We start from the raw sequence: 21,913 nt of genomic DNA on the forward strand, positions 1-21,913 counted from the left end.
TATTACGGTTCGGCTTACGGTTCGACGTTTTTTCTCGTCCACCGGTTTGCGTCCCGGGTATTGAACTTATTCATGACCCGATCATGCGCATCGGCCAGGTCGATACCAAGCGAATTGGCGAAGCAAACGACGATAAACAGGATGTCGCCGAGCTCCATTTCGATGGAGTTTTCCGCCTCGTCCGATTTTTTCGGTTTCTCGCCGTAGTGATGATTGACTTCGCGGGCCAGTTCCCCGACTTCCTCGCTCATCCGGGCAAGCATCGACAGCGGGCTGAAGTAGCCTTCTTTAAACTGACCTATGTATGCGTCTACCTCTTTTTGTATGTCTGCGAGCGACTTTTGCGACAACGTGCCAGCTCCTCCCTTTTGCATTGAGGTTTCCCTACATATGTTATATCAAACCGTTTCTGAAAACAATGCTTTTGACTTTCCCTTAGAATAGACATACTATGTCATAGCTATCATCATTACAGGAAGACTCGAAAGGAGCCCGTTCTGCTTTGAAAACCACAAGTTTGCAAATGCTTCGCAATCTGATTCCCGTCATGATCGGGACCGCGATTTATGCATTTGGCCTCCACTATTTCCTGCTCCCCAACCAACTGATGGAAGGCGGCGTTACGGGGATCGCGATTCTGCTCAATTACGCGATGGGCTGGCCGCTGTCGATATCGACGCTCGTCTTGAACATTCCGCTGTTCGTTATCGGTTATCGCATCCTCGGTAAGTCCCATACGGGGTATACGGTCTTCGGAGCTGTATCGTTATCGGTCTTCCTCGCGCTAATGGAGAAATTGATTGCGATCGGCTGGGTCGTGCCGTTCCGTACATCCAACGATTACATACTGGCCGTACTCTATGCCGGCGTCACGCTGGGAACCGGCCTCGGTATCGTCTTCCGCTTCGGCGGCACGACCGGAGGGGTGGATATCGTCGCGCGCATCGCTTCCAAGCTGAAGGGATGGAGCATGGGACAAGTCATTCTGACGCTCGATATCGTTATTATCGGCTTATCGCTGCTCTACATTCCGAAAGAGAAAGTGCTGTATACGCTTGTCGCCGTCTTCATTGCCTCGAAACTGATCGACTTCATTCAAGAAGGTGCTTATGCCGCCAAAGAGTTTTCGATCATTACGGAATTGGGCGATGAAATCGGTTTGAAAATCACGACGGACATGGACCGCGGCGTCACCCTATTCCCGGCGAAAGGCGTCTACTCCGGCAAAGAAAAGCAAGTCGTGTACTGCGTCGTTGCCCGCCACGAAATCCGCATGCTGAAATCGATCGTGCGCGGCATCGATCCGCGCGCGTTCATCGTCATCAATGACGTTCATGACGTGCTCGGAGAAGGCTTTAAAGAAGAATAACCGGCCCCTGGGCCGGTTATTTTTCTTTAACGATTATTCTGTTTGCGAGGTTTCAAGCAAACCAACGAACTGCTCTAGCGCTTGTTTTTATTGCCGGAGAAAGGCAGGCCTTTATCCTGAACGCCGCGGTACTTGCGCCAGCCGGCATAGCCGAGCACGCCCATGACGAAGGCCGAGATAAAGAGCTCGGCGACCTGCATCGAAGTTTCCCGCTGCTGCCCGACCGTCATGCCCGGCGGCAGCGCTTCCGACATTGCCGCTTCGCCGCCTTCATAGCCCGGTTTCCTGAACAAGGCGCTTGCCGAGTCATTCAGGCTATCCAGGGCGATAATGACCGCTTCAGGACGTACTTGACCGGAGTCTGCGGCGTTCACGATTTCCTTTATGTATGCAAGCCGATCCCGAAGCGCCTCGATCGAACCGGCATCCCGCTGCATGAGGGCCGCGACTTCCAATCGGTCGATATGCGCTCCGTAGATGCCGATTGCCGCTTCCGCAGCCATTGCCCGATCCTCGATTTGCGACTGCCAAGAGACGCGTATTCGCTGCACGTCGTCTCGAAGCACCCCTTCATATTGCAGCCATAACGGCGATTCCGGCCGAAATACGGCATCGCTCGCCAGCTTTAGTTTGGCGGCTTCGGTATACCAAAGCGAAGCTGTCCCTTGCACGGGCATCGCCTTCTTGGCTGCCTGCAGGCTCAGATCGAATGCATGCCATCCGGCCGGCGTCCCTGAACTGCGAACGTCTTTCTTCGCAGCCAGCCCTTCGATCCGCTGCAATAAGAGATAAGCTTCCTGCCGGTTGGAGTTATTCGCTGCCGCATATAATGCATCCGACCAGCTGCTTAATTGCTCCAATGCACCGGTTTCCGAGACCTCTGATGCTATCGTCGCAGACGACCGCGCTGCAGCCAACCCCGGCTTATCGTCCAAGTTACAGCCGGTAGATAGTACAAGGATCACGCCGGCGCAAACCAGCGCGAATATCGATGATGCCTTCATGGACATCCCTCCCCCTATCATCGTATGGAGGGATGTCCGATCTTAGACCTTCACCTTGCGGAAAGCGATTAAAAGCCACGTCACGAGCAGGCTGAATACCGACAGGCCCATCGTAAAGGACTGAATCGCATTCAAGTCGTTCTCGAGCACGTCCGGAAGCCATGGAAACACGAAGAACGTATAATCGACCGTGTCGTTCACCAGTAGCCATACAAGCGCAATGAACGCCATAAACCGTCCGAACACCATATATCTGACGAACAGCATCGCCTCGATCGCCATCCCCAGATGAGAAACCATGAGCATGTAATGCTCCCATTGCAGGTGATCGCCCTGCGCTCCGCCTGCCATGATCATCGTTACCGCCCAAATCCCGTACTTGATCGACGTGACTACGCCAAGCGCCTCGATCAAAGAACGGAAAACGATACCCGCGAGGCTCGGTTTGACGAGTCGGGGAAACAGCAGGAATAGAAGCGATAACGTGAAGAAGAGGCTTGCCGTCGGACTATCGGGCACGAAGATCACTTGCCACGCCGACTGCGTTTCGACGGTATATTCCATCTGCGAACCGTACCAAATGTAACCGTATACGGTACCCAGCGCATTTACGATGAATAACAACCACAAGATCGTGCGATTCAGTAGAAGATCGCGTGTCCACGGAAGAACAGCTGCTTTCATTTTGAACCTCCTGATTCCGGTATTGAAATGTGAACAGACAACGGATGCCGATTATGTAAAAGGAATTTCCATGTAGAACGCACACTTAAACCTGCTCATATTTAGCAAAAAACCTGATCGCGATTACGATCAGGTTTTCGTTTCATGCTTATTTTGCAGGTGCTTTTTGTTTAGCAAGCCATGTTGTCAATTGATCGATTTCCTCGGCAGACAGCGTGTCTTTGAATGGCGGCATTTTGCCGTTCTTACCGTTGGTTACGATATCGACCAGCTCGTCTTTGGTGAATGTATCCCCGATTCCGTGGAACGATGGAATACCCGAGCTTTCGTTACCTTTCAGATCGGCGCCGTGACATGCGATACACTGCGCTTTCTGAGTAATGGCTACTGCAGGGTCTTTCGGATCAACGAGCGGAATTTCCGCTGCCGGTTGTCCAGCCGGTTGACCGGAGGCTGCAGCTTTCTCGGCAGCTTCACGCGCTTTCTCTTCCCGCGTAATATTCTCTGGTACCGTGTTCGTGATCTTCAGCTCGTGCTGGTAGTGATCCCAGGACTGCTTCGTCAGATAGAACACGGAAATGAGCGACATGAACATGAGAATCGAAGTGATCGGGCGTCTGTAGAAGCGGCGCTCTTTGCCCGTATCCAGGAACGGAGCAAGCAGGAGCGCGCCAAACGCGACGCCCGGAATGCCTACCGTACCGAGAACGACATAGTCCTTGGATACGTATTGCAATTTAAGGAATTGATACAGGAACAGGAAGTACCAGTCCGGCATCGGAATAAATGAAGCATTCGTAGGGTCAGCCGGGTATCCGAGCGGAGCCGCTTCGGAAATCGTCAGTACGAGGAACCCGACGAGAACGACGACACCAACCATCCATTCTTTAAGCAGGAAGTTCGGAATGAATGCTTCCGATTTACCTGGATAAGCAGAATAATCTGGCGGTGTAACCGGACCAGGAGCCGCTTTTTTACGAACCCGGGAGTCACCAACGAATACAACTTTCTCGTTCGACTTGTGGCCGTGTGCCATTCGCAAAATGCCTCCTTTCGTCTTATAGTGGGCCCGAAATACCTTGTTTCCGGATCATGAAGAAGTGAGCCGCCAGAAGCGCAAGCAGTGCGCCTGGCAGGAAGAAGACGTGAATTGCGAAGAAACGAGTCAACGTCTCGGCGCCTACGATCTCTCCGCCTTGCATCAGTTCTTTGATGTATGTACCGATCCACGGCACGGATTCAGCGATTTGAATACCGACCTTCGTCGCGAAGTAGGCTTTGTTATCCCATGGAAGCAGGTAGCCCGTGAAACCAAGACCCAGCATGATGAAGAAGATCAGCATACCGACAACCCAGTTCATTTCGCGAGGCGCCTTGTAGGAACCCGTGAAGAAAACGCGAAGGGTGTGAAGGAACATCATAACGATTACGAGACTCGCGCCCCAGTGATGCATGCCGCGAACGATACCGCCGAATGCGACTTTGTGCTGCAGGAAGTCAACGCTCTTATAAGCATTGATGATATCCGGCACGAAGTACATCGTCAGGAACATCCCCGACAAAATTTGAATGACCGTAATGAAAAACGTCAATCCGCCAAAGCAGTACACGAATGCGGAAAAGTGATGCGCGGGGTTAACGTGTTCCGGTACCTCGTGGTCCGCAACGTCCCTCCACATCGGCGTAATATCAAGACGTTCATCGATCCAGTTGTAAATACCTTTCATCATCTGATTATTACGCCTCCTTATACCCGTGTATTTGCTTTGATTGGTCCGAGATAGACCCAACCTTTTTCAATCTTCAGATCGTATTCATCCAAAGGTTTTGGCGCTACGACCAAGTTCTTGCCGTCCTTCGTGTAATGTGCACCGTGGCAAGGACATACATATTCTTCGTTTTTCTCTGTGTTCCAACCGATTGTACATCCAAGATGCTTACATACCGGCGAGAGCGCGAACGCTTTTCCCTTAGCATCTTTGGAAATCCAAGCCGTCAATTCAGGGTCGCTTACATACCAGCCATCCACCTGGTGGATTTTGAATTTAAATTCTTGTGGTTCATTGGTAAGTTTCGTTTCCTCGACGACTTTAATCCATGTTCCTGCTGCTTTTTTCGTCAAAATCGGATCAACCGCAAACCGGATCATCGGAAGGGACATGCCCGCTGCCATGAATGCGCCTGCGCCGCCGAGCGTATACGACAAAAATTGACGCCGGGACATGCCGCTGCGTTTCACAGGACCGTGCGAGTTTTCGTGTTCATGGTTACTCATCTTCTGTTCTACCCCCTTTGCTGAGCCATATCTTGTGTTCTGCCGGAGAAGGCAAAACATACGATGAACTAGGACATTACTTATAATAGCCTAGGTGATTTGGAGCGTCAAGAATATGGCAAACAATTTGCTGGACGTTCAAAATGGGATCTGACATTTGTTATCATTTTGTCACAATTGACCTTGTCTGGGATTTGTTTTTCCCCATCCACTGTCACCTTATGCAAATCCCTGCAAGCTCGTCCGCATATTGATCACGCACGGCCCAGCCAAAGCTTGCGAACGGCTTCATTCACCGTGCCCGCGTCAGGCACTTCGTTATCCGCTTCCGGACAAACGACAAGATCGGCGCCTGTCGCTTCGGAACCATGCAGCGGAATCGCCGATGCCAGCAGGACATACTTGAAACCGACCGATCGCAGGTTGCGGCAAACCTCATTCAACTGCTGCAACGTTGCAGGCGTTTCATCGCCATATTGCACAGCCGGATAAGTCACGATTCTTCCTTTGAAGGGAAGCTCGATCGTGTCCAGCACATCGCGCAGCCTTTCAAGCCTTTTCGTCGCTTCGTACGGCATTTCCGCTCCAGTCAATCCCGTTACCGGAAGCACGGCCGTATCCAGGTAAGGTTGAAGCTCGGCCCACTGCTCCGCGCTTAATTCACTGAACTTCATAGCTGTCTTCTCTCCTCCAGTCATTAGCATGTGTATATGTACCAAAATCCATTCTATTAATATACCACACGAATTGCTTCTTTATTGAAAGAAAAAAATCGCCGGCAGCAAAAATGCCAAGACGGCAAGGGGCTTCCCCTTCGTCTTGGCAGTATGAACCGTCCGGTAAGTTATGAACCTTTCGGTTGGCGCGAGCCGCATGACGCTAAACGTGCAGCGACTTCAGTTCGTCGGTTAAGCGCTGAAAGGTATCCTTGTCGCCTGAGGCAAGCGCCGTATCGATGGCAGCATAAAGCTTATCCATCCGATACTTGAGTACGGCTTCATCCAGGAGCATTTCCGCGGCAAGTCCGAGCATCACTTCATAAGATACTTTCATTTTGTCCATAGGATACACCTCCAACTTTGCGTTTAAGAGATCCTATATTCCTTTCCTTACGCCACTTGCTTCCTAATCGTCTCGTTTCTCCATGCCAATCGTCTTCTGTCCATGCCGACGACTCCCGCTGGCGAATAAGTGAAAGCATATAGGTGGGTCCAAGTTGTGTTCACCTGAAGGGTGAAACGTCTCTACTAGATTATATTCAACCGTTTACAAGAAGCGCAGTGCGTTGGCCCGCTTCCTGCACTTAATGTGCTTTGGCCTAGCTGCCGTGCAGAGCAAGCCGGCAATGTCAGCTGTTCAATACGATCGCTTCGTCATCGAGACTAAGCCCGGCAACGACCGTCCTTCCGAGCGGCGTCATTCGGATGACTTGACCATGCTCGGCATGCTCGCCGATGCGAAGCAAGCCCAGATGCATCATCATCCCGATCAGGCGCTGCTCAAGAATGGTTTCAGATTGGTCGTAGAAGAACGGTTTAACGTAAGGGGTTAGCGTACGCATGATCGTTTCGGCTCTCACCCAGCGGCTTCCGAGCTTATCGATCCAATGGGCCAGCGACCTGATATTCGGAATCGGTCCTTTATAGAGCCGAAGCCAGAATTGATACAGCTTGTCCGTTCCTTCCGCCGTTCGCAGCGCTTGACGTTCCTTGCCCGCAGGCGTCAGCTCAAGCAGCTCGTTATGCTCGGCAATCCATCCTTGATAGAAACAGTAGTCGTACAGGAGCGAGAAACGGTTCGGGTATTCTTTGATCTTGCGGCCATAGCCAAATCTCCATTCGCCCTTGCCGGGCAGCGGCTCCTTCACGCCGAACAGCTCGAGCAGCTGCAGAATGGTGCGTTTGTACATCATGCCTTCCGAAGTTAACGGCACTTCATTGAGATGGATGAACGTCAGCAGATGAACAATATCTTCGCCCATCAGCATTTGCTCGTCCCGGTAAGCATGAGGCTCGTCATCGGTATACTCGACCTCGGAAGCCAATCTGCGCTCCATCGACTGCTTGAACCGTTCTTTCAAATCGCTCGGCACTTGAAACAGATAACGTTCAGGTCCCGCATAACCGTTGAACAACCAGCCGTATTGCTTAAAGCGCGAAATCGTTTCACGCGGGCCGCTCTCGGGTTCAGGCCGTTCTTTGGCCGGCTTGCTTTTGCCCGTTCGCTTGGCAGCCGACGATTTAGCCGCGGTTTTCTTGACTGGCGATGCCGCGCTTGCAGCTTCATCCGTCCGCGTATCTGCCGGCGCCTCATTCTGACTTCCGGGACTGGCGAACTTGCTCTGCTGCACTCTGGCGATTAACTCCTCCAGGCTGAACGCATCTCTTGCATCGAATAGCAGCGAATTCATAAACCTCAGATCCTCGAGTTTCAAAGCGCCGATCTGCGCTTCGAACACTTCCCTGCGATTCACCGTCGATAAAATCGACTGAATGAGCTCGTTCTTCGAATTCCCGTTGCACTCGCATTGATAGGTTGTCGCAATTCGGCTCAGCTGACCGATATCCGCATAGCTGAGCATATCCGCTAGTTTCATACGCCGCCCTCCGTTCCCGGTCCCTATTGAAGGATTACTATCATTATGGGAACATTGGCGATTTTTATAACATCACCTATGAAAAAAAGCCGTTAGCCTTGCATAAATGCAAGAATAACGACTGATCGTGGACGTAAGATTTTATTGTTGAAGCTGCTCTAGATGAAGGGTGCAATTGTGCAGGATCGGGCTCCATCCGCTGCCTTCCCGCTCCAAGACGGAGAAGGAAAGATTGTGGATCGGCTTATCGCTCCATTCCCTGCACATCGCCTGCAGCAGCTGCGCAAGAAGGCTGCCGTGCGTTACGACGAGAAGATTGCGATCCGGATACGAGGCGGCGGCTTCTTCGACGAATGACAGCGCCCGCGAAAGGAGCTGTTCATCCGTCTCCTGCCCGCTGTCGCGTTTCTTCCAATCCGGACCCCAGAGAGCGAGCCGCTCTTCCGCCGTCGTTCCTTCGACTTCGCCGTAGAACCGTTCGCGCAACCGCTTATCCGGATCCAGCAACGGAATACCGAGCGCCCCGGCAATCATTTCGGCGGTTTGCTTCGCGCGCTGCAAGTCGCTCGAGATGACCGCGTCCCATTTCATCGGTTCATGGACGAGACGGTGCGCAAGCGCCTGTGCCTGGCGGAATCCCTCCGAATTAAGCGGGATGTCCGTCTGACCTTGAATTTTACCAAGTTCATTCCATTCCGTTTGTCCATGCCGAATGAGTCCGATCCGCAATTGAGCGACCTTCTTTCAAATTAAAAATCTCCAGCGAAGAGGCTGGAGTCTTGCCGTATGCCTGTGTATTTATGTATGCGTCAATGTCGCGTTCGTGAAAACCAATTCAGTATAAGCAGCGTCATAATAATACCGAGCAGCGACAACGCAACGTAGTATTGCGGAATGGTCGGCACCATATTCAAGACGATTGGATCGCTTATGCTGGCAACTGGTACGTCGGCGTAGAAGGAAGCGCTGATTACGGAATCGTCGCTGGCCGCGTTTGCCGTTTCGATCAAACCGGTCAATTTAGCGACTTCCGCCGTAGAAGAACCGTGATTGCCGGTCACCACATAGAACAAGCCTACCACGAACATCGCCAAACAGCAGGCAATGATCGCCGTCACGTTCCGCCGGAACGCCTTGGAGAATTGATAGCTTCTGCTCGGAACCGGCATGAACCAGGACTGTTCCGCATAAATTCGGTCCATGACACCATGATTCACGTGATCCATCGGTCCGATGGCTTCGGTATCCTCGGAGAAGAAACGAATGAGCTGCTCGCTTTCTTCCCAAATTCGAAACTCCTCCCTGCATGCTTCGCAGGTTCGGAGATGATCATCTACTTGTTTGCGTTCGCTGTCATCTTCGGTTAAGTCCCAATAAACACCGAACGATTGCTGCGCGTCCTGGCAGTTCATCGCATTTTCATCCCCTCGTACTCTTCCAGCATAGGCGATTCGCCAAAATATGGTTCCAGCTGAACCTTAACGCTGCTGCGCGCACGGAACAAGAGCGATTTCACGGAGCTTACGGTTTGACCGAGAATATTGGCGATTTCTTGATAATCCAATTGGTCGTACTCACGTAAAATAAGCGCGGAACGCTGCTTCTCAGGCAAGCTGTTAATCGCTTCGCGAACCATCGACATCCGCTCGTTCTGAAGCAGACGCTGTTCGGGAACGGCTTCCGGCGGCGCAATCGGCACAAAACCGACTTCGTCGAACGAAACATTGCCCGCTTTTTGTTTGCGAAGTTCGCTGAGCACCGTATTTCTTGCGATCGTGTACAGCCAAGTTGAAAAGGAAGCATCGACTTCCCTGAAGGAGTGAAGACTGCGATACGCTTTGTAAAAGGTTTCCGAGCATAGATCCTCTGCCAGCAGTTCGAGCTTAGCGCTCTTCAACATGTGGAAGATAAAGGCAAGGATTTTACGTTGGTAACGCCCCATCAACTCCGAATACAGCTGTATGTTTCCATCTTTGATTTCGCGTATAAGCTGGGAATCCGTCATCGCGGGCGACCCTCCTTGGCCTTAGGAGTGCTCCCGCATCGGTTTATACATTGTACCGACACGTGAGTAAAAAGTTGCGCGATCATTAAAAAAATGTTTCCTCGCTTTATCACTTATTTGATTTCGAGATATAAATCCAAATTCCTGCTTCTTTCGACACAATGGCAATCCCCACTTTTTTACATAACCTACACCGATTGTAACATGGCCGATGCTTCGCTAGGGTAAATTATTCACAAATAATTGAATGGATGAGTGAGATCTCCCAAGTTATCGACGTACTGCAGGCCCGAAAAGTTCCACGCAGACAAAAAAAAAAGACCGCCTATAAAGGCGGCCCCGCAAATTCTGCGATGGATTTGGATAGGAGTGGAGAGAAACCATACTGTACTTTTATTATATGTATACGTTTTCATTTTGTCAATAAGCGTTTTCAAAATAGACCCAATCGCTTTTAAAAATGGACCGCGTATCCGATTTCTCCCAGACGCTCGACCGCACGGTCCAAATCGTCCTGCTTTCTGAAGCTGAGCCGGAGCACGCCGGGTACGTCTTCCCTGCTCTCGATGATTTGCACGTTGCTCAAGTTAATGGCGCTGTTTCCAAGCTCCGTTGCCACTTTCCCGATAATGCCGGGATGATCGGGCACGTCGATATAACATTCGTAAATCGAATGGATCATGCCTTTGCGGCGTTCAGGCAGCTTGCTGCGGAATTCGCCTGCTTCCTTGAATGCGGTCTCTACGGCTTCGCCGTTCTCGTTCTCCAGCATGTCGATAAATGTTTCCATGCCTGACTGCCATTCTTTCAGCAGCTTCAGCAGCACGTCCCGGTTGTTGACGAGAATGTCTCGCCATACGACAGGGTCGCTGGCCGCGATGCGGGTGATGTCCCGGAATCCGCCTGCGGCAAGCAGGCTGTAGAGCGAATTGCTTTGACTGTAGCCGCGGACAAGGTTGACGAGCGCAACTGCGATAATATGCGGCAAATGGCTGATCGCGCCAACGATTTCATCATGCTCTTCAGGATGGACATGAACGATATGCGCTTTGGTGTAAGCCAGCAGATCCGTCAATTTATCAATGTACGGCTGCGGTGTCTCCGCCTCAGGGGTCAGTACGTAGAAAGCATTTTCGAACAGATATAAGGATGCCGCTTCCACGCCGGAACGTTCGGAACCCGCCATCGGGTGTCCGCCGATAAATACGGCGTCGCCCAGACGGGCTTGTCTCGCGCAAGCCGCGACGGAGGCTTTGGTACTGCCTACATCGGTAATGATGCAGCCTGGCTTCAGATCAAGCTGGCTGAGTTCGTGCACGTACGATTCGAGCGAACCGACGGGCACGCACAGAAATATAAAATCCGCGCCTTCTGCAGCCTCGCGAAGAGACATCGTCACATGATCGACGACGCCCCGCTCGAGGTATTTGGCAGCGGAAGATTCGCGTATGGCATGACCGACTACGGTAATGCCCGGCTTGCCTTTGAAGCAAAGCCCGAGCGAGCCGCCGATCAAGCCGACGCCGAATATCGCTATTTTTGTCATGATGTTAACCTAGCACCGCCGCTTCTGTAAGTACGGATTCCAGAGCCGCAATGAATGCTTCGTTCTGCTCTTGGCTGCCGATCGTAATTCGGATATATGTCGGGTAATGCTTCCAGTTCGCGCGCGCAATGACGCCTCTGCGAAGCAGTCCGTCGAAAGCTTGACCGGATGGCAGCTTCACGTCAACCATGATGAAATTGCCGTGCGCTTCGTAATATTGGAGACCCATGCGATCAAATTCCTTGCACATATAGGCTTTGCCTTCGGCATTGCGCGTTACGCACGAATTCAGGAACTCGACGTCTGCCAGCGATGCCACTGCCGCTGCTTGCGCCATCCGCGTCGTATTGAACGGCTCGCGCACTTGATTGACCATGCGGATCAAATCAGCATGTCCTGCGCCGTAGCCGATGCGGAGCGAAGCCAGTCCGTAGGCTTTGGAGAACGTTCGCAGCAAGATGACGTTCTTGAACTCGCGCATGAATGCCAGGCTGTCCGGGAAAGCACCGTCCGTTACATATTCGATATAAGCTTCGTCCAGCGCCACGATCACATTCGATGGCACTTGGCGGATAAACGCGTCCAGCTCCTCGTGACGGATGATCGTACCGGTCGGGTTATTCGGGTTGCACACCCAAACGATCTTCGTGCGGTCGGTGATTCGGGCCAGCATCGCGGGCAAATCATGCGTGCCGTCCTTCAGCGGAACCTCAATGCACGTTGCCCCTTCGATGACCGCGTTATGGCGATATTGCGGGAACGTTTCGTTCGCCATGATCGTTTCGTCGCCCGGCGTCAAGAACGCGCGCACCAGCATCAGAATGACTTCGTCGGATCCGGCGCCGAATATCAACTGGTTCCGTTCGATGCCCAAATGTTCGGCGACCGCTGCCGCAAGCTCCGTGCTGAAGCTGTCGGGATATATGCTAATGTTTTCAAATTCCTTGAGAATCGCAGCTTTCGCTTGTTCCGAGCATCCGAATGGATTCTCGTTCGACGCCAGCTTGATGACATCGTTCAAGCCTAATTCGCGTTTGACCTCTTCGATCGGTTTGCCGGGCTGATAGACGGGCAAGCTGACGATACTTTGTTTAGGTTGCATAGTAATCACCTCGTAAAATGGTTCATTGCTCGATTGTTATTCCAACATTGTCTCATATGTCGATCGTATTTAAAAGAGTAAAACCGATATTTCTTTCGCGCTTCTACGCTTCTACGCACAGAAGCGAAGGTTTACGCGCCGCTAACGCAAAAAGAGCCTCCGGCGGCCTCGGCCACCGAAAGCTCTCCCGTCAAATCCGTTCCCGTCAAGCTCAGCCCTTCAGCCCGCTGACGAACGCGCGGATCTGCGCAAGTCCTTCCTGCTTCGTTTCGGACGCTTGCAGCAGCGGCACGACCTCTTCGATCTTGCGCACGATGGCGCTGCCGACGATTACGCCGTCCGCTTGCTTGCTGAAACGTTCCACTTGCTCGCGGCTGGAAATACCGAAGCCAACCGCGATCGGCGTATCGGTCGCGCTGCGAACCGTCGACAGAAACTCGTCGATCCCTTGGTGGAAATCGGCGCGAACGCCGGTTACGCCAAGCGAGGACACGCAGTAGACGAACCCGCGCGCCTTCGCGGCAATGCGTTTCACCCGGTCGTTCGAAGTCGGCGCCACGAGCGGAATCAGATGAATGCCCGTATCTTCGGCCATGGCACGAAGTTCGGCATCCTCTTCGATCGGCAGATCCGGAATGATCATGCCGCTGATGCCTTTGGCCGCAATCAGCTCGAAGAAGGGTTCCAGTCCGTATTGAAAAATCGGATTGTAGTACGAGAACAAGATAAACGGCAGCTTCACGCCTGCCTGGCGCGATTGCGCCGCGACTTCGATGACGTCGGCCAGCGTAACGCGCGCATTGGCCAGTGCCCGTTCCGACGCGCGTTGAATGACCGGACCGTCCGCGAGCGGGTCCGAGTACGGCACGCCCAGTTCGATCATATCGGCGCCGGCTTGTTCCATCGCCTGGATGATTTCAACGGAAGTCGCCAGATCGGGATCCCCGATCGTTATGAACGGGATCAGCGCCGTGCGGCCTTCTTCGCGAAGCCGTTGAAACGCTGCATCGATTTCGTTGATTTGGATGCCCATGCGATTATAAGCCTCCTTCGAGATAACCCATGATGGCTTGTACGTCTTTGTCTCCGCGGCCGGACAAGTTGACGACGACGATTTGGTCGCTGCCGAGCGTCGGCGCCAGCTTCATCACTTGCGCGATGGCATGCGCGGATTCCAATGCCGGAATGATGCCCTCCGTGCGCGACAGCAGCTGAAGCGCCTCGAGCGCTTCCGCATCCGTGATCGGCACGTAGGCAGCGCGTTCCGTATCTTTCAAATAGGAATGCTCCGGTCCGATGCCCGGATAATCAAGACCTGCGGAAATCGAATGCGCCGGCAGCACTTGGCCGTGTTCGTCTTGAAGGACATAGCTGAGCGAGCCTTGGAATACGCCGTGACGGCCCTTGGTCATCGTAGCTGCATGCTCCTCGGTCTCAACGCCGCGTCCCGCCGCCTCGACACCGATCAGCTTCACGGATTCATCTTCGATGAACGGATAGAACATGCCGATCGCATTGCTGCCTCCGCCTACCGCAGCGATAATGTAATCGGGCAGACGGCCGGCTTCTTTGACGATTTGCTGTCTTGTCTCGTCGCCGATAATACGCTGGAAATCACGAACCATCATCGGATATGGATGCGGTCCCGTAGCGGAACCGAGAATGTAATACGTATCGTCTACGTTGCTGACCCAGTAACGTAGCGTTTCGTTGCAAGCGTCCTTCAGCGTACGCGTGCCGGACGTGACCGGAACGACTTCGGCGCCGAGCAGGTTCATGCGGAATACGTTCAGCTCCTGCCGCTTCGTATCTTCTTCCCCCATGAACACTTTGCATTCCAGCCCCAGCAATGCGGCTACTGTCGCGGAAGCTACGCCATGCTGGCCTGCGCCGGTCTCGGCGATGATCTTCGTTTTGCCCATTCGTTTGGCAAGCACGCCTTGGCCGATCGCATTGTTGATTTTATGAGCGCCGGTATGGTTCAAATCTTCCCGCTTCAAGTAAATCTGCGCGCCGCCGAGATGCTCAGTCAACCGCTTTGCATAGTACAACGACGTCGGACGGCCTGAATATTTCGTCAATAACGAATGTATTTCCGCGATAAATTCAGGGTCTTTCGAATAATGCTTGTAGGCTTCTTCCAGTTCGATCAGCGCGTTCATCAGCGTCTCGGGCACGTAACGTCCGCCGAATTTTCCAAAGCGCCCGTTCTCATCCGGGACTTGAGTCATAAACCTTGCACCCTTTCCGCAAAAACTCTAATTTTCGTACGATCCTTCACGCCTTCCGTCTCCACGCCGCTCGATATATCGACGCCGTCCGGCGAATACAGGGCCAGCAATTCTCCCACATTATCGGGATCCAAACCGCCCGCTACATACAAGGGTAAACCGGCCGCAGCCGACTTATATCGGTCGATGACATGCCAAGCGAACGTCTTGCCGGTTCCGCCGCCCGCCGTATCGATAAGGAACGCATCCACGCAGCCAAGATACGGCGCCAGTCTCTCGGGCCCGTCCGAGCCTTGCTCAGAGGCATCGTTCTCCGTTACGGAGAAGACTTTCCACACCGCCGTGCCAAACGTGCTGCGGACCTCCTCGCAAAACGCCGGCGATTCCTCGCCATGCAGCTGCACGACGTCGAGCGGAGCCGTACGGAGCGTCTCGCGAAGCTCGTCTATCGTCGGATTCACGAATACGCCGACCGTGCGCGGGGTACTGCCGTCCAGACTCCGCAGCTTGCGGACCTCCGCAATAAGCTCGGCCGCGAGCTCGGGAGCGACTTGACGGCGGCTCTTCGCGAATATGAATCCGACCTCGTGAATCGGCAGGCCGTCCATGGACTGAACGGTGCTAGCATCGCGCAGCCCGCAGATCTTTACGCGCGTCGTGCGGGAAGCGGTGCTGCTTTGATCGAGAGGATGCATTACTTCTTCACCGTACCCATCAGCTGTTCGACCGCCGCGCCTACATCCGCTTGACGCATTAACGACTCGCCGACGAGGATGCCTTTGGCTCCGCATGCTTGAACGAAAGCGACGTCTTCCGGCGTGGCAATCGAACTTTCGCTAATTACCGTTACCCCTGGAGGAACGACGCCGATTAAGCGCTCCGTCGTCTTCAAATCGGTTACGAACGTATGCAGATTGCGGTTGTTGATGCCGACAAGCGTCGCTTTGCCGAGACCCAGCACATCCTGCATTTCTTCTTCGTCATGCACCTCGACCAGAACATCCAGCCCGATCGATTGGGCGATCGTATAGAATTCAGAAAGCTTGGATGGGCGCAAAATAGAAGCGATCAGCAACACAGCATCTGCGCCTATCAAGCGCGCCTCGTAAATTTGACGATAATCGACAATAAAGTCTTTCCGCAGCAGCGGCAATTTCACCGCTTCGGAAACTGCAGTCAGATATTCGTTCTTTCCTTGGAAATAATCTTCGTCTGTCAATACGGAAATGCAGTCCGCTCCGGCTTGTTCATACGTCAGCGCCAATTGGGCCGGGTCGAAATCCGCGCGAATCAGCCCTTTGGAAGGCGATGCCTTCTTAACCTCTGCGATCAGGCCGACCGGACGGTTCGTCTGTCCGGCCAGCGCGCGCTCGAAGCCGCGGCAAGGCGCAAGCTCCGCAATCCGGCGCTCTGCCTCAGGCAACGAGAAATGCTCCGCTAGCTGGTCGACTTCCCGGTTCTTCGTAGCTACGATTTTATCAAGAAACATGGCTCAACTCTCCTGTCGTTTCAATCAACTGACGCAGCTTCGCTGCTGCAAGACCCGAATCGATAATCGTACCGGCTGTTTCAACGCCTTCGCGAAGCGATGCGGCCGACCCTCCGACGAAAATGCACGCGCCCGCATTCGCGAGCACGATATCCCGATAAGCGCCGAATTCGTTCCCGTCGAAGATGGAACGGATAATCCGCGCATTCTCGGCGGAATCTCCGCCGATGATTTCGGACAATGCATGCGTGCGAAGACCCAAATCTTCCGGAGTCAACGTGTACGTTCGGACGATGCCGTCCTGAAGCTCGGAAATTTGCGTCGGCGACGAAATGCTGATTTCGTCCAATCCGTCGAAGCTGCTGACGACCATTGCGCGCTTCAATCCGAGGTCGCCCAGCACGGAGGCGATCGTCTCCGTCTTGGAACGGTCATAAATGCCAAGCAGCTGCCGGTCCGCGCCTGCCGGATTCGTAAGCGGTCCAAGCATATTGAAAATCGTGCGCACGCCAAGCTCGCGGCGCGGGCCGGCGGCATGTTTAAGCGATGGATGATACAACTGGGCAAACATAAAGCAGATGCCGATGGCCTCCAAGCAGCGCGAAGCCTGCTCTCCGGACAGCGAAATATTAACGCCGAGCGCCTCAAGCGTATCGGCGCTGCCGGACTTGCCGGACATCGCGCGGTTGCCGTGCTTGGCTACTCTGACGCCGGCCGCGGAAGCGATGATCGCCGAAGCGGTAGAAATATTGAATTTATGAATGCCCGAGCCGCCCGTTCCGCAAGTATCCAGCAAGCCGGTGCGCTCGGTAACGACATGATTGGAGTGCGCGCGCATCGCTTCGGCAAATCCGGTGATTTCATCCCGCGTTTCGCCCTTCATGCGAAGCGCGGTCGCAACGCCGCCGATTTGGGCGGCCGTCGCTTCTCCGTTCATAATGATATCCATGATGCCGCGCGCTTCTTCGCGGGATAGGCTCGTGCCGCCAACCAGCAAGTTCAACGCCCGCTGCATCGTCATGATTTCGTTTGTCACCGTCATCGCCGCTTACCCCTTTACTTCCGCATAGTAGTCCATGTTAATCATGCTGCTTCCCCGTTCAGGCGGCGCGAATGCGACTTCCGCCACGCGCACGGCTTTGAGCAGCGCCATCGCCTTGTTCACCGTCTCCATGTATTCATTCTCCGGAACGGAATCCCATACGATGCCCGCACCCGACTGGACGTACGCTTTGCCGTTCTTGAAGATCATCGTCCGAATCGTAATGCACGTATTCAGGCTGCCGCCGAATCCGAGATAACCGATGGCGCCGCCATAGGCCCCGCGCGCTTCGTTCTCCAGCTCGGCGATGATTTCCATCGCCCGCAGCTTAGGCGCGCCAGATACCGTTCCCGCCGGCATGCAGGATACGAAAGCATCGAAGAAATCCTTGTCTTCCCTTAGCTTGCCAGAAACGTTGGAAACGATATGCATGACATGGGAATAGCGCTCGATTTCCATGTACGCATCGCAGCGGACGGAGCCGAATTCCGATACGCGGCCGATATCGTTGCGTCCAAGGTCGACCAGCATCAGATGCTCGGCGCGTTCTTTCTCGTCGGCCAGCAGCTCTTTCTCCAAGGCCAGGTCCTGCTCCGGCGTCTTGCCCCGCGGACGCGTGCCGGCGATCGGACGCGTCTCGACGCGTTCGCCATCGACTTTCACGAGCGCCTCCGGCGACGTGCCGACGATGACTTCGTCGTCCATTTTCAAGCAATACATATAAGGAGACGGATTCATCGTCCGCAGAACGCGGTACACGTGAAGCGGATCGACGTCCGTATCGATGCTGAAGCGCTGCGACAGCACCACTTGGAAAATATCGCCCGCGCGAATATATTCTTTCGATTTCTCGACGTTCGCGAGAAATTGTTCTTTCGTCAAATTGGAGGAAATCTCGCCAAGATCCGGATCGGCAGGAATGCTGCCGCCCGTCATGAGCGATGTCGGCATCGGCTGCTGCAGGCGCTCGATCGTCGCATTGATTTTGGAGAGCGTCCGCTCGTACGCCGCCTGAATGTCCGCATCCGTAGCGCCTTCGGGAATATGCACGTTGCCGATCACTTGCACCTGTTGTTTGAAATGATCGAACGCGATGACCTGATCGCAGAACATAAACTGCAGGTCGTTCATCTCCAAGTCGTCGACGCGGTGGGCCGGGAGTTTCTCGTAATATTGAAGCAGATCGTAACCGAAGAATCCGATTGCGCCGCCGGTGAACGGCGGAAGGTCTTTCAGATCCGGACTGCGGAAGGAACGCAAATGCGCCTTCAACAGTTCCAGCGGCTTCTCGCGCAGCACCGTCGATTGTCCGTTCTGTTCGATGACCATTTCGCCGTTCTTGCCGTGGATGAGCATGAACGGATCGGTGCCGATGAATGAATATCTCGCCCATTTGACCCCGCCCTCAACGCTCTCCAGCAAGAACGCGCGGCGTTCGCTGTAGAAATGCTGAAAGATCCGGATTGGCGTTTCGGTATCCGCCATCACATGTCGGACGATCGGAATCAGGTTATACGTGCCGGCTTGCCGGATAATGTTTTGCAGTTCTTGGTTCATACTTCATCTCTCCCTCTCCGTGGATAAAATAAAAGCTCCTGCCGCAGCAGGAGCATTAAGTGTTAGAAGATGAAAAATGAGTATGAACGATAGGGAAAATAGCAGTGCGCACGGAAAATTCCGCTGCATACTGTTAGGATCTCTGCTCGTTACACGTATTACCTGTACTCATCTCGGCTCTGCTCATCTCTTCTAACTACGGTACTGCTGCTCGTCTCTGCTCTGCTACTCCATGAATATGCTATTAACTATACAATAGCGGATTTACATCCGTCAATCCCGATTCCCTCCGGATTGTTCGCGGCTTGCCGGACCGTTAGGCTTTCGCCAAATCCGGACGCAGCGCCTTCGCTCCGCCCAAATAAATATGCTCGACCTGCTCCTGCGTCTTCTCCGTATTCACGAGCACCATCAAGCGGATGCATTTTGCCAGACTGCCTTTGACCGGCACTTCAAGCGCGCACATAAGCGGGACCAAGTCCCAGCCAGCCATGGCGCGGATCGCTCTTGCCGGAAACGTGGCATCCAAATCGCCCGTAACGGTAACGAACACGCTGGCGATATCGCCCGGTACGATTCCGTTGCCGTTCACGATGCCGTTCAGCAATTCAACGGTCGCTTGCAAGATCGGTTGTTCTTCATTGACGTCTACCGTAATGGCGCCGCGTATTCCCCGTACACTCATCCTAAACGGCCTCCTGTTTCAGCTGCTCCACGATTTCCCGAATAAGGGCCGTGGATACCGATTTATTAATTTCCACTTTACCAATGGCTACCGGCACGATAAACGTAATCGTGCCTTCTTGGAACTTCTTGTCGTGCATGAGCGCACGCATGATTTCGTCCGTATCCAGATGCTCCGGAAGCCGGACCGGCAAGCCCATACGCGACAGTACGCGCTTCGTCACGCGATATACCTCTTCCGGCGCGCCAAGCTGCACCGCAAGTCTCGCGGAGCCGATCATCCCGATCGAAATCGCTTCGCCGTGAAGGAGCTCGCCATAACCGGCGACGGCTTCCAGCGCATGGCCGATCGTGTGGCCCAGATTGAGAATGGCGCGCAGGTCGTTCTCGCGCTCGTCCTGCGAGACGACTGCCGCTTTAACGCTGCACCCCTTGTAGAGCGCGTAGCCAAGCGTCTCGCCATCCAGCGCCAGCAGCTGCTCGGCATGCTCGTCGCACCAGGTTACGAATTCCGCATCCCAGATTAAGCCATGCTTTACGACTTCCGACAAGCCTGCTTTCACTTCGCGCTCAGGAAGCGTCTGAAGCGTCAGCAGATCATAGAGAACGAGTTCCGGCTGATGGAATGCGCCGATAATGTTCTTGGCAAGCGGATGATTGACCGCCACTTTGCCGCCGACACTGCTGTCATGAGCAAGAATGGTCGTCGGGACTTGAACGAATTTAATGCCGCGCATATAGGATGCAGCGACGAACCCGGCCAAATCGCCGACAACGCCTCCACCGAGCGCAACGATCGCGGACTTGCGATCGAGCCCGTTCTCAAGCGCTAGCCCGACGAGTTTCTCCAGCTGGCCGAGCGACTTCGACGCTTCGCCTGCCGGAATCACCGCGCTGGTAACGGTGAAACCGCCATCGCGCAGAACCGTTTCCAAGTGCGTTAAATGCCGCTCCGCGATATTTTGGTCCGTAATGATCATGAGCGGCGATTTTTTGCTGATCCCGTGCTCGGCAAGCAGCTTGCCCGCTTCGTCCAGCAGTCCCTCTCCGATATAGATCGGATACGAACGCTCCCCGAGGTTCACGGTCAGCTCGCGAACGCCGGCCATTAGTAGTTCCTCAATTGCGCGAGGTAGTTATTGTAATTCGACCGGATCTCTTCCATGGAATCGCCGCCGAATTTCTCAAGAAACGCTTTCGCCACTTCCCAAGCCACGACATGCTCCACAACGACGCTGGCCGCAGGCACCGCGCAGCTGTCCGAACGTTCCACTTGCGCCGTGAACGGCTCCTTCGTATCGATGTCTACGCTTTGCAGCGGCTTGTACAGCGTCGGAATCGGCTTCATCACGCCTCGGACGACGATTTGCTCGCCGTTCGTCATGCCGCCTTCAAAGCCGCCAAGCCGATTCGTCCTGCGGTGGTAGCCGCGTTCCTCGTCGTACATGATTTCATCATGTACTTGGGAACCGCGAATCGTGCCCGCTTCGAAGCCGATGCCGATTTCGACGCCTTTGAACGCGTTGATCGACACGACGGCTTGCGCAATGCGGCCGTCCAGCTTGCGATCGTACTGCACATGGCTGCCGAGACCGATCGGCACGCCTTCGACGATGCATTCCACGATGCCTCCGATGGAATCGCCTTCGGCTTTGATCTGATCGATATACGCGGTCATTTTCGCTTCGGTATCCTTGTCTACGACGCGAACCGGCGATTCTTCCGTCAACCGGATCAGTTCGTCGAGCGGCAAATCGTTCGCAGGCGCTTCGATCTCGCCGATACGAATGACTTGTCCGCCTACTTTAATGCCGAACGCGGACAGGAATTGGCGCGCAACCGCGCCAACGGCTACGCGGGCTGCCGTTTCCCGCGCGCTGGAGCGTTCCAGCACGTTGCGCAGATCTTTCAAATTGTATTTCAAGCCGCCGTTCAAATCGGCATGGCCCGGACGAGGACGGTGCACGCGGCGCTTCTCTTCATCGCTGCCTTCGATCGGTTCGATATTCATAACAGACGTCCAGTGCTTCCAATCGTTATTTTCCACGACGAGCGCGACTGGAGCTCCCGTCGTTTTGCCGTGGCGCACGCCGCCGACAATATTCGCGGTATCCTTCTCGATTTGCATCCGGCGGCCGCGGCCGTGACCCTTCTGCCTGCGGTGCAATTGAAAATTCAATTCCTCGAAATCAAGCTGCAGGTTGCTCGGCAGCCCTTCGATAATAGCCGTCAACTGTGGACCATGCGTTTCTCCAGCTGTCAAATAGCGTAAACTCACAGTAAAGCTCCTCCTTCATTCCGAGCACGTTTCGTCAAAAAATGATTTCGG

The 21,913-nt window shown here is 54.0% G+C and carries 24 protein-coding genes; 1 reads left to right on the plus strand and 23 read right to left on the minus strand.

Going from position 1 to position 21,913, the window contains the following annotated elements; genetic code table 11:
* Window positions 1-14: 14 nt before the first annotated feature.
* Window positions 15-374 carry a nucleotide pyrophosphohydrolase gene (locus tag GZH47_RS04430; RefSeq protein WP_162638892.1) on the minus strand — a complete coding sequence of 120 codons (360 nt, stop codon included), beginning with the start codon at window positions 372-374 and terminating at the stop codon, window positions 15-17.
* Window positions 375-502: 128 nt separating this feature from the next.
* On the opposite strand from GZH47_RS04430, the gene GZH47_RS04435 reads away from it, so the two are divergent.
* Window positions 503-1,369 carry a YitT family protein gene (locus GZH47_RS04435; RefSeq protein WP_162638893.1) on the plus strand — a complete coding sequence of 289 codons (867 nt, stop codon included), beginning with the start codon at window positions 503-505 and terminating at the stop codon, window positions 1,367-1,369.
* Between the two features lie 74 nt (window positions 1,370-1,443).
* Here the strand turns inward: GZH47_RS04435 and GZH47_RS04440 are convergent, their stop codons facing one another.
* The 22 genes from GZH47_RS04440 to aroC all read right to left on the minus strand — a co-directional run bounded on the left by GZH47_RS04440 (window position 1,444) and on the right by aroC (window position 21,862).
* Window positions 1,444-2,373: a sporulation protein YpjB gene (locus tag GZH47_RS04440; RefSeq protein ID WP_162638894.1), complete on the minus strand. Its 930-nt coding sequence runs from the start codon at window positions 2,371-2,373 to the stop codon at window positions 1,444-1,446.
* 42 nt (window positions 2,374-2,415) lie between these two features.
* Window positions 2,416-3,057: a DUF1405 domain-containing protein gene (locus GZH47_RS04445; protein ID WP_162638895.1), complete on the minus strand. Its 642-nt coding sequence runs from the start codon at window positions 3,055-3,057 to the stop codon at window positions 2,416-2,418.
* Window positions 3,058-3,205: 148 nt separating this feature from the next.
* The gene (locus tag GZH47_RS04450) at window positions 3,206-4,093 is read right to left on the minus strand and encodes a menaquinol-cytochrome c reductase cytochrome b/c subunit (RefSeq protein WP_162638896.1); all 888 of its coding nucleotides are present in this window, start codon (window positions 4,091-4,093) and stop codon (window positions 3,206-3,208) included.
* A gap of 22 nt (window positions 4,094-4,115) precedes the next feature.
* On the minus strand, window positions 4,116-4,787 hold the full coding sequence (gene qcrB, locus GZH47_RS04455) for a menaquinol-cytochrome c reductase cytochrome b subunit (RefSeq protein ID WP_090637800.1): 672 nt from the start codon (window positions 4,785-4,787) through the stop codon (window positions 4,116-4,118).
* A 17-nt stretch (window positions 4,788-4,804) separates the two neighbouring features.
* On the minus strand, window positions 4,805-5,332 hold the full coding sequence (locus GZH47_RS04460) for a Rieske (2Fe-2S) protein (protein WP_162638897.1): 528 nt from the start codon (window positions 5,330-5,332) through the stop codon (window positions 4,805-4,807).
* 254 nt (window positions 5,333-5,586) lie between these two features.
* The gene (locus GZH47_RS04465) at window positions 5,587-6,006 is read right to left on the minus strand and encodes a DUF2487 family protein (protein WP_162638898.1); all 420 of its coding nucleotides are present in this window, start codon (window positions 6,004-6,006) and stop codon (window positions 5,587-5,589) included.
* A gap of 205 nt (window positions 6,007-6,211) precedes the next feature.
* Entirely contained in the window at window positions 6,212-6,394 is a 183-nt protein-coding gene (locus tag GZH47_RS04470; protein ID WP_162638899.1) for an IDEAL domain-containing protein, read from the minus strand.
* Between the two features lie 286 nt (window positions 6,395-6,680).
* Entirely contained in the window at window positions 6,681-7,928 is a 1,248-nt protein-coding gene (locus GZH47_RS04475) for a hypothetical protein (RefSeq protein WP_162638900.1), read from the minus strand.
* Between the two features lie 141 nt (window positions 7,929-8,069).
* The gene (locus GZH47_RS04480; protein ID WP_162638901.1) at window positions 8,070-8,657 is read right to left on the minus strand and encodes a histidine phosphatase family protein; all 588 of its coding nucleotides are present in this window, start codon (window positions 8,655-8,657) and stop codon (window positions 8,070-8,072) included.
* Window positions 8,658-8,737: 80 nt separating this feature from the next.
* Entirely contained in the window at window positions 8,738-9,340 is a 603-nt protein-coding gene (locus GZH47_RS04485) for an anti-sigma factor (RefSeq protein WP_162638902.1), read from the minus strand.
* Window positions 9,337-9,933, minus strand: coding sequence for an RNA polymerase sigma factor (locus GZH47_RS04490; protein ID WP_162638903.1), 597 nt, complete (start codon window positions 9,931-9,933; stop codon window positions 9,337-9,339). Before GZH47_RS04490 ends, GZH47_RS04485 begins: the two co-directional genes overlap by 4 nt.
* Before the next feature lie 454 nt (window positions 9,934-10,387).
* Window positions 10,388-11,479 (minus strand): prephenate dehydrogenase, encoded by a 1,092-nt coding sequence (locus tag GZH47_RS04495; RefSeq protein ID WP_162638904.1) that lies wholly within the window; start codon window positions 11,477-11,479, stop codon window positions 10,388-10,390.
* A 4-nt stretch (window positions 11,480-11,483) separates the two neighbouring features.
* Window positions 11,484-12,581 (minus strand): histidinol-phosphate transaminase, encoded by a 1,098-nt coding sequence (hisC, locus tag GZH47_RS04500; protein WP_162638905.1) that lies wholly within the window; start codon window positions 12,579-12,581, stop codon window positions 11,484-11,486.
* Between the two features lie 211 nt (window positions 12,582-12,792).
* On the minus strand, window positions 12,793-13,602 hold the full coding sequence (gene trpA, locus GZH47_RS04505; protein ID WP_162645071.1) for a tryptophan synthase subunit alpha: 810 nt from the start codon (window positions 13,600-13,602) through the stop codon (window positions 12,793-12,795).
* Window positions 13,603-13,618: 16 nt separating this feature from the next.
* Window positions 13,619-14,812, minus strand: a complete 1,194-nt coding sequence (gene trpB, locus GZH47_RS04510; RefSeq protein WP_162638906.1) for a tryptophan synthase subunit beta — start codon at window positions 14,810-14,812, stop codon at window positions 13,619-13,621.
* Window positions 14,809-15,507 (minus strand): phosphoribosylanthranilate isomerase, encoded by a 699-nt coding sequence (locus GZH47_RS04515; RefSeq protein WP_162638907.1) that lies wholly within the window; start codon window positions 15,505-15,507, stop codon window positions 14,809-14,811. Before GZH47_RS04515 ends, trpB begins: the two co-directional genes overlap by 4 nt.
* Window positions 15,507-16,301, minus strand: a complete 795-nt coding sequence (gene trpC, locus GZH47_RS04520; RefSeq protein WP_162638908.1) for an indole-3-glycerol phosphate synthase TrpC — start codon at window positions 16,299-16,301, stop codon at window positions 15,507-15,509. Before trpC ends, GZH47_RS04515 begins: the two co-directional genes overlap by 1 nt.
* Entirely contained in the window at window positions 16,291-17,343 is a 1,053-nt protein-coding gene (gene trpD / locus GZH47_RS04525; RefSeq protein ID WP_162638909.1) for an anthranilate phosphoribosyltransferase, read from the minus strand. Before trpD ends, trpC begins: the two co-directional genes overlap by 11 nt.
* 6 nt (window positions 17,344-17,349) lie before the next feature.
* On the minus strand, window positions 17,350-18,900 hold the full coding sequence (gene trpE / locus GZH47_RS04530; RefSeq protein WP_162638910.1) for an anthranilate synthase component I: 1,551 nt from the start codon (window positions 18,898-18,900) through the stop codon (window positions 17,350-17,352).
* A 316-nt stretch (window positions 18,901-19,216) separates the two neighbouring features.
* The gene (aroH, locus tag GZH47_RS04535; protein ID WP_162638911.1) at window positions 19,217-19,585 is read right to left on the minus strand and encodes a chorismate mutase; all 369 of its coding nucleotides are present in this window, start codon (window positions 19,583-19,585) and stop codon (window positions 19,217-19,219) included.
* 1 nt (window position 19,586) lies between these two features.
* Window positions 19,587-20,693 (minus strand): 3-dehydroquinate synthase, encoded by a 1,107-nt coding sequence (aroB, locus tag GZH47_RS04540; protein ID WP_162638912.1) that lies wholly within the window; start codon window positions 20,691-20,693, stop codon window positions 19,587-19,589.
* Entirely contained in the window at window positions 20,693-21,862 is a 1,170-nt protein-coding gene (aroC, locus tag GZH47_RS04545) for a chorismate synthase (protein WP_162638913.1), read from the minus strand. The genes aroB and aroC overlap by 1 nt, the downstream gene beginning before the upstream one ends.
* Window positions 21,863-21,913: the final 51 nt, after the last annotated feature.

The organism is Paenibacillus rhizovicinus, from assembly GCF_010365285.1.
Lineage (GTDB): Bacteria > Bacillota > Bacilli > Paenibacillales > Paenibacillaceae > Paenibacillus_Z > Paenibacillus_Z rhizovicinus.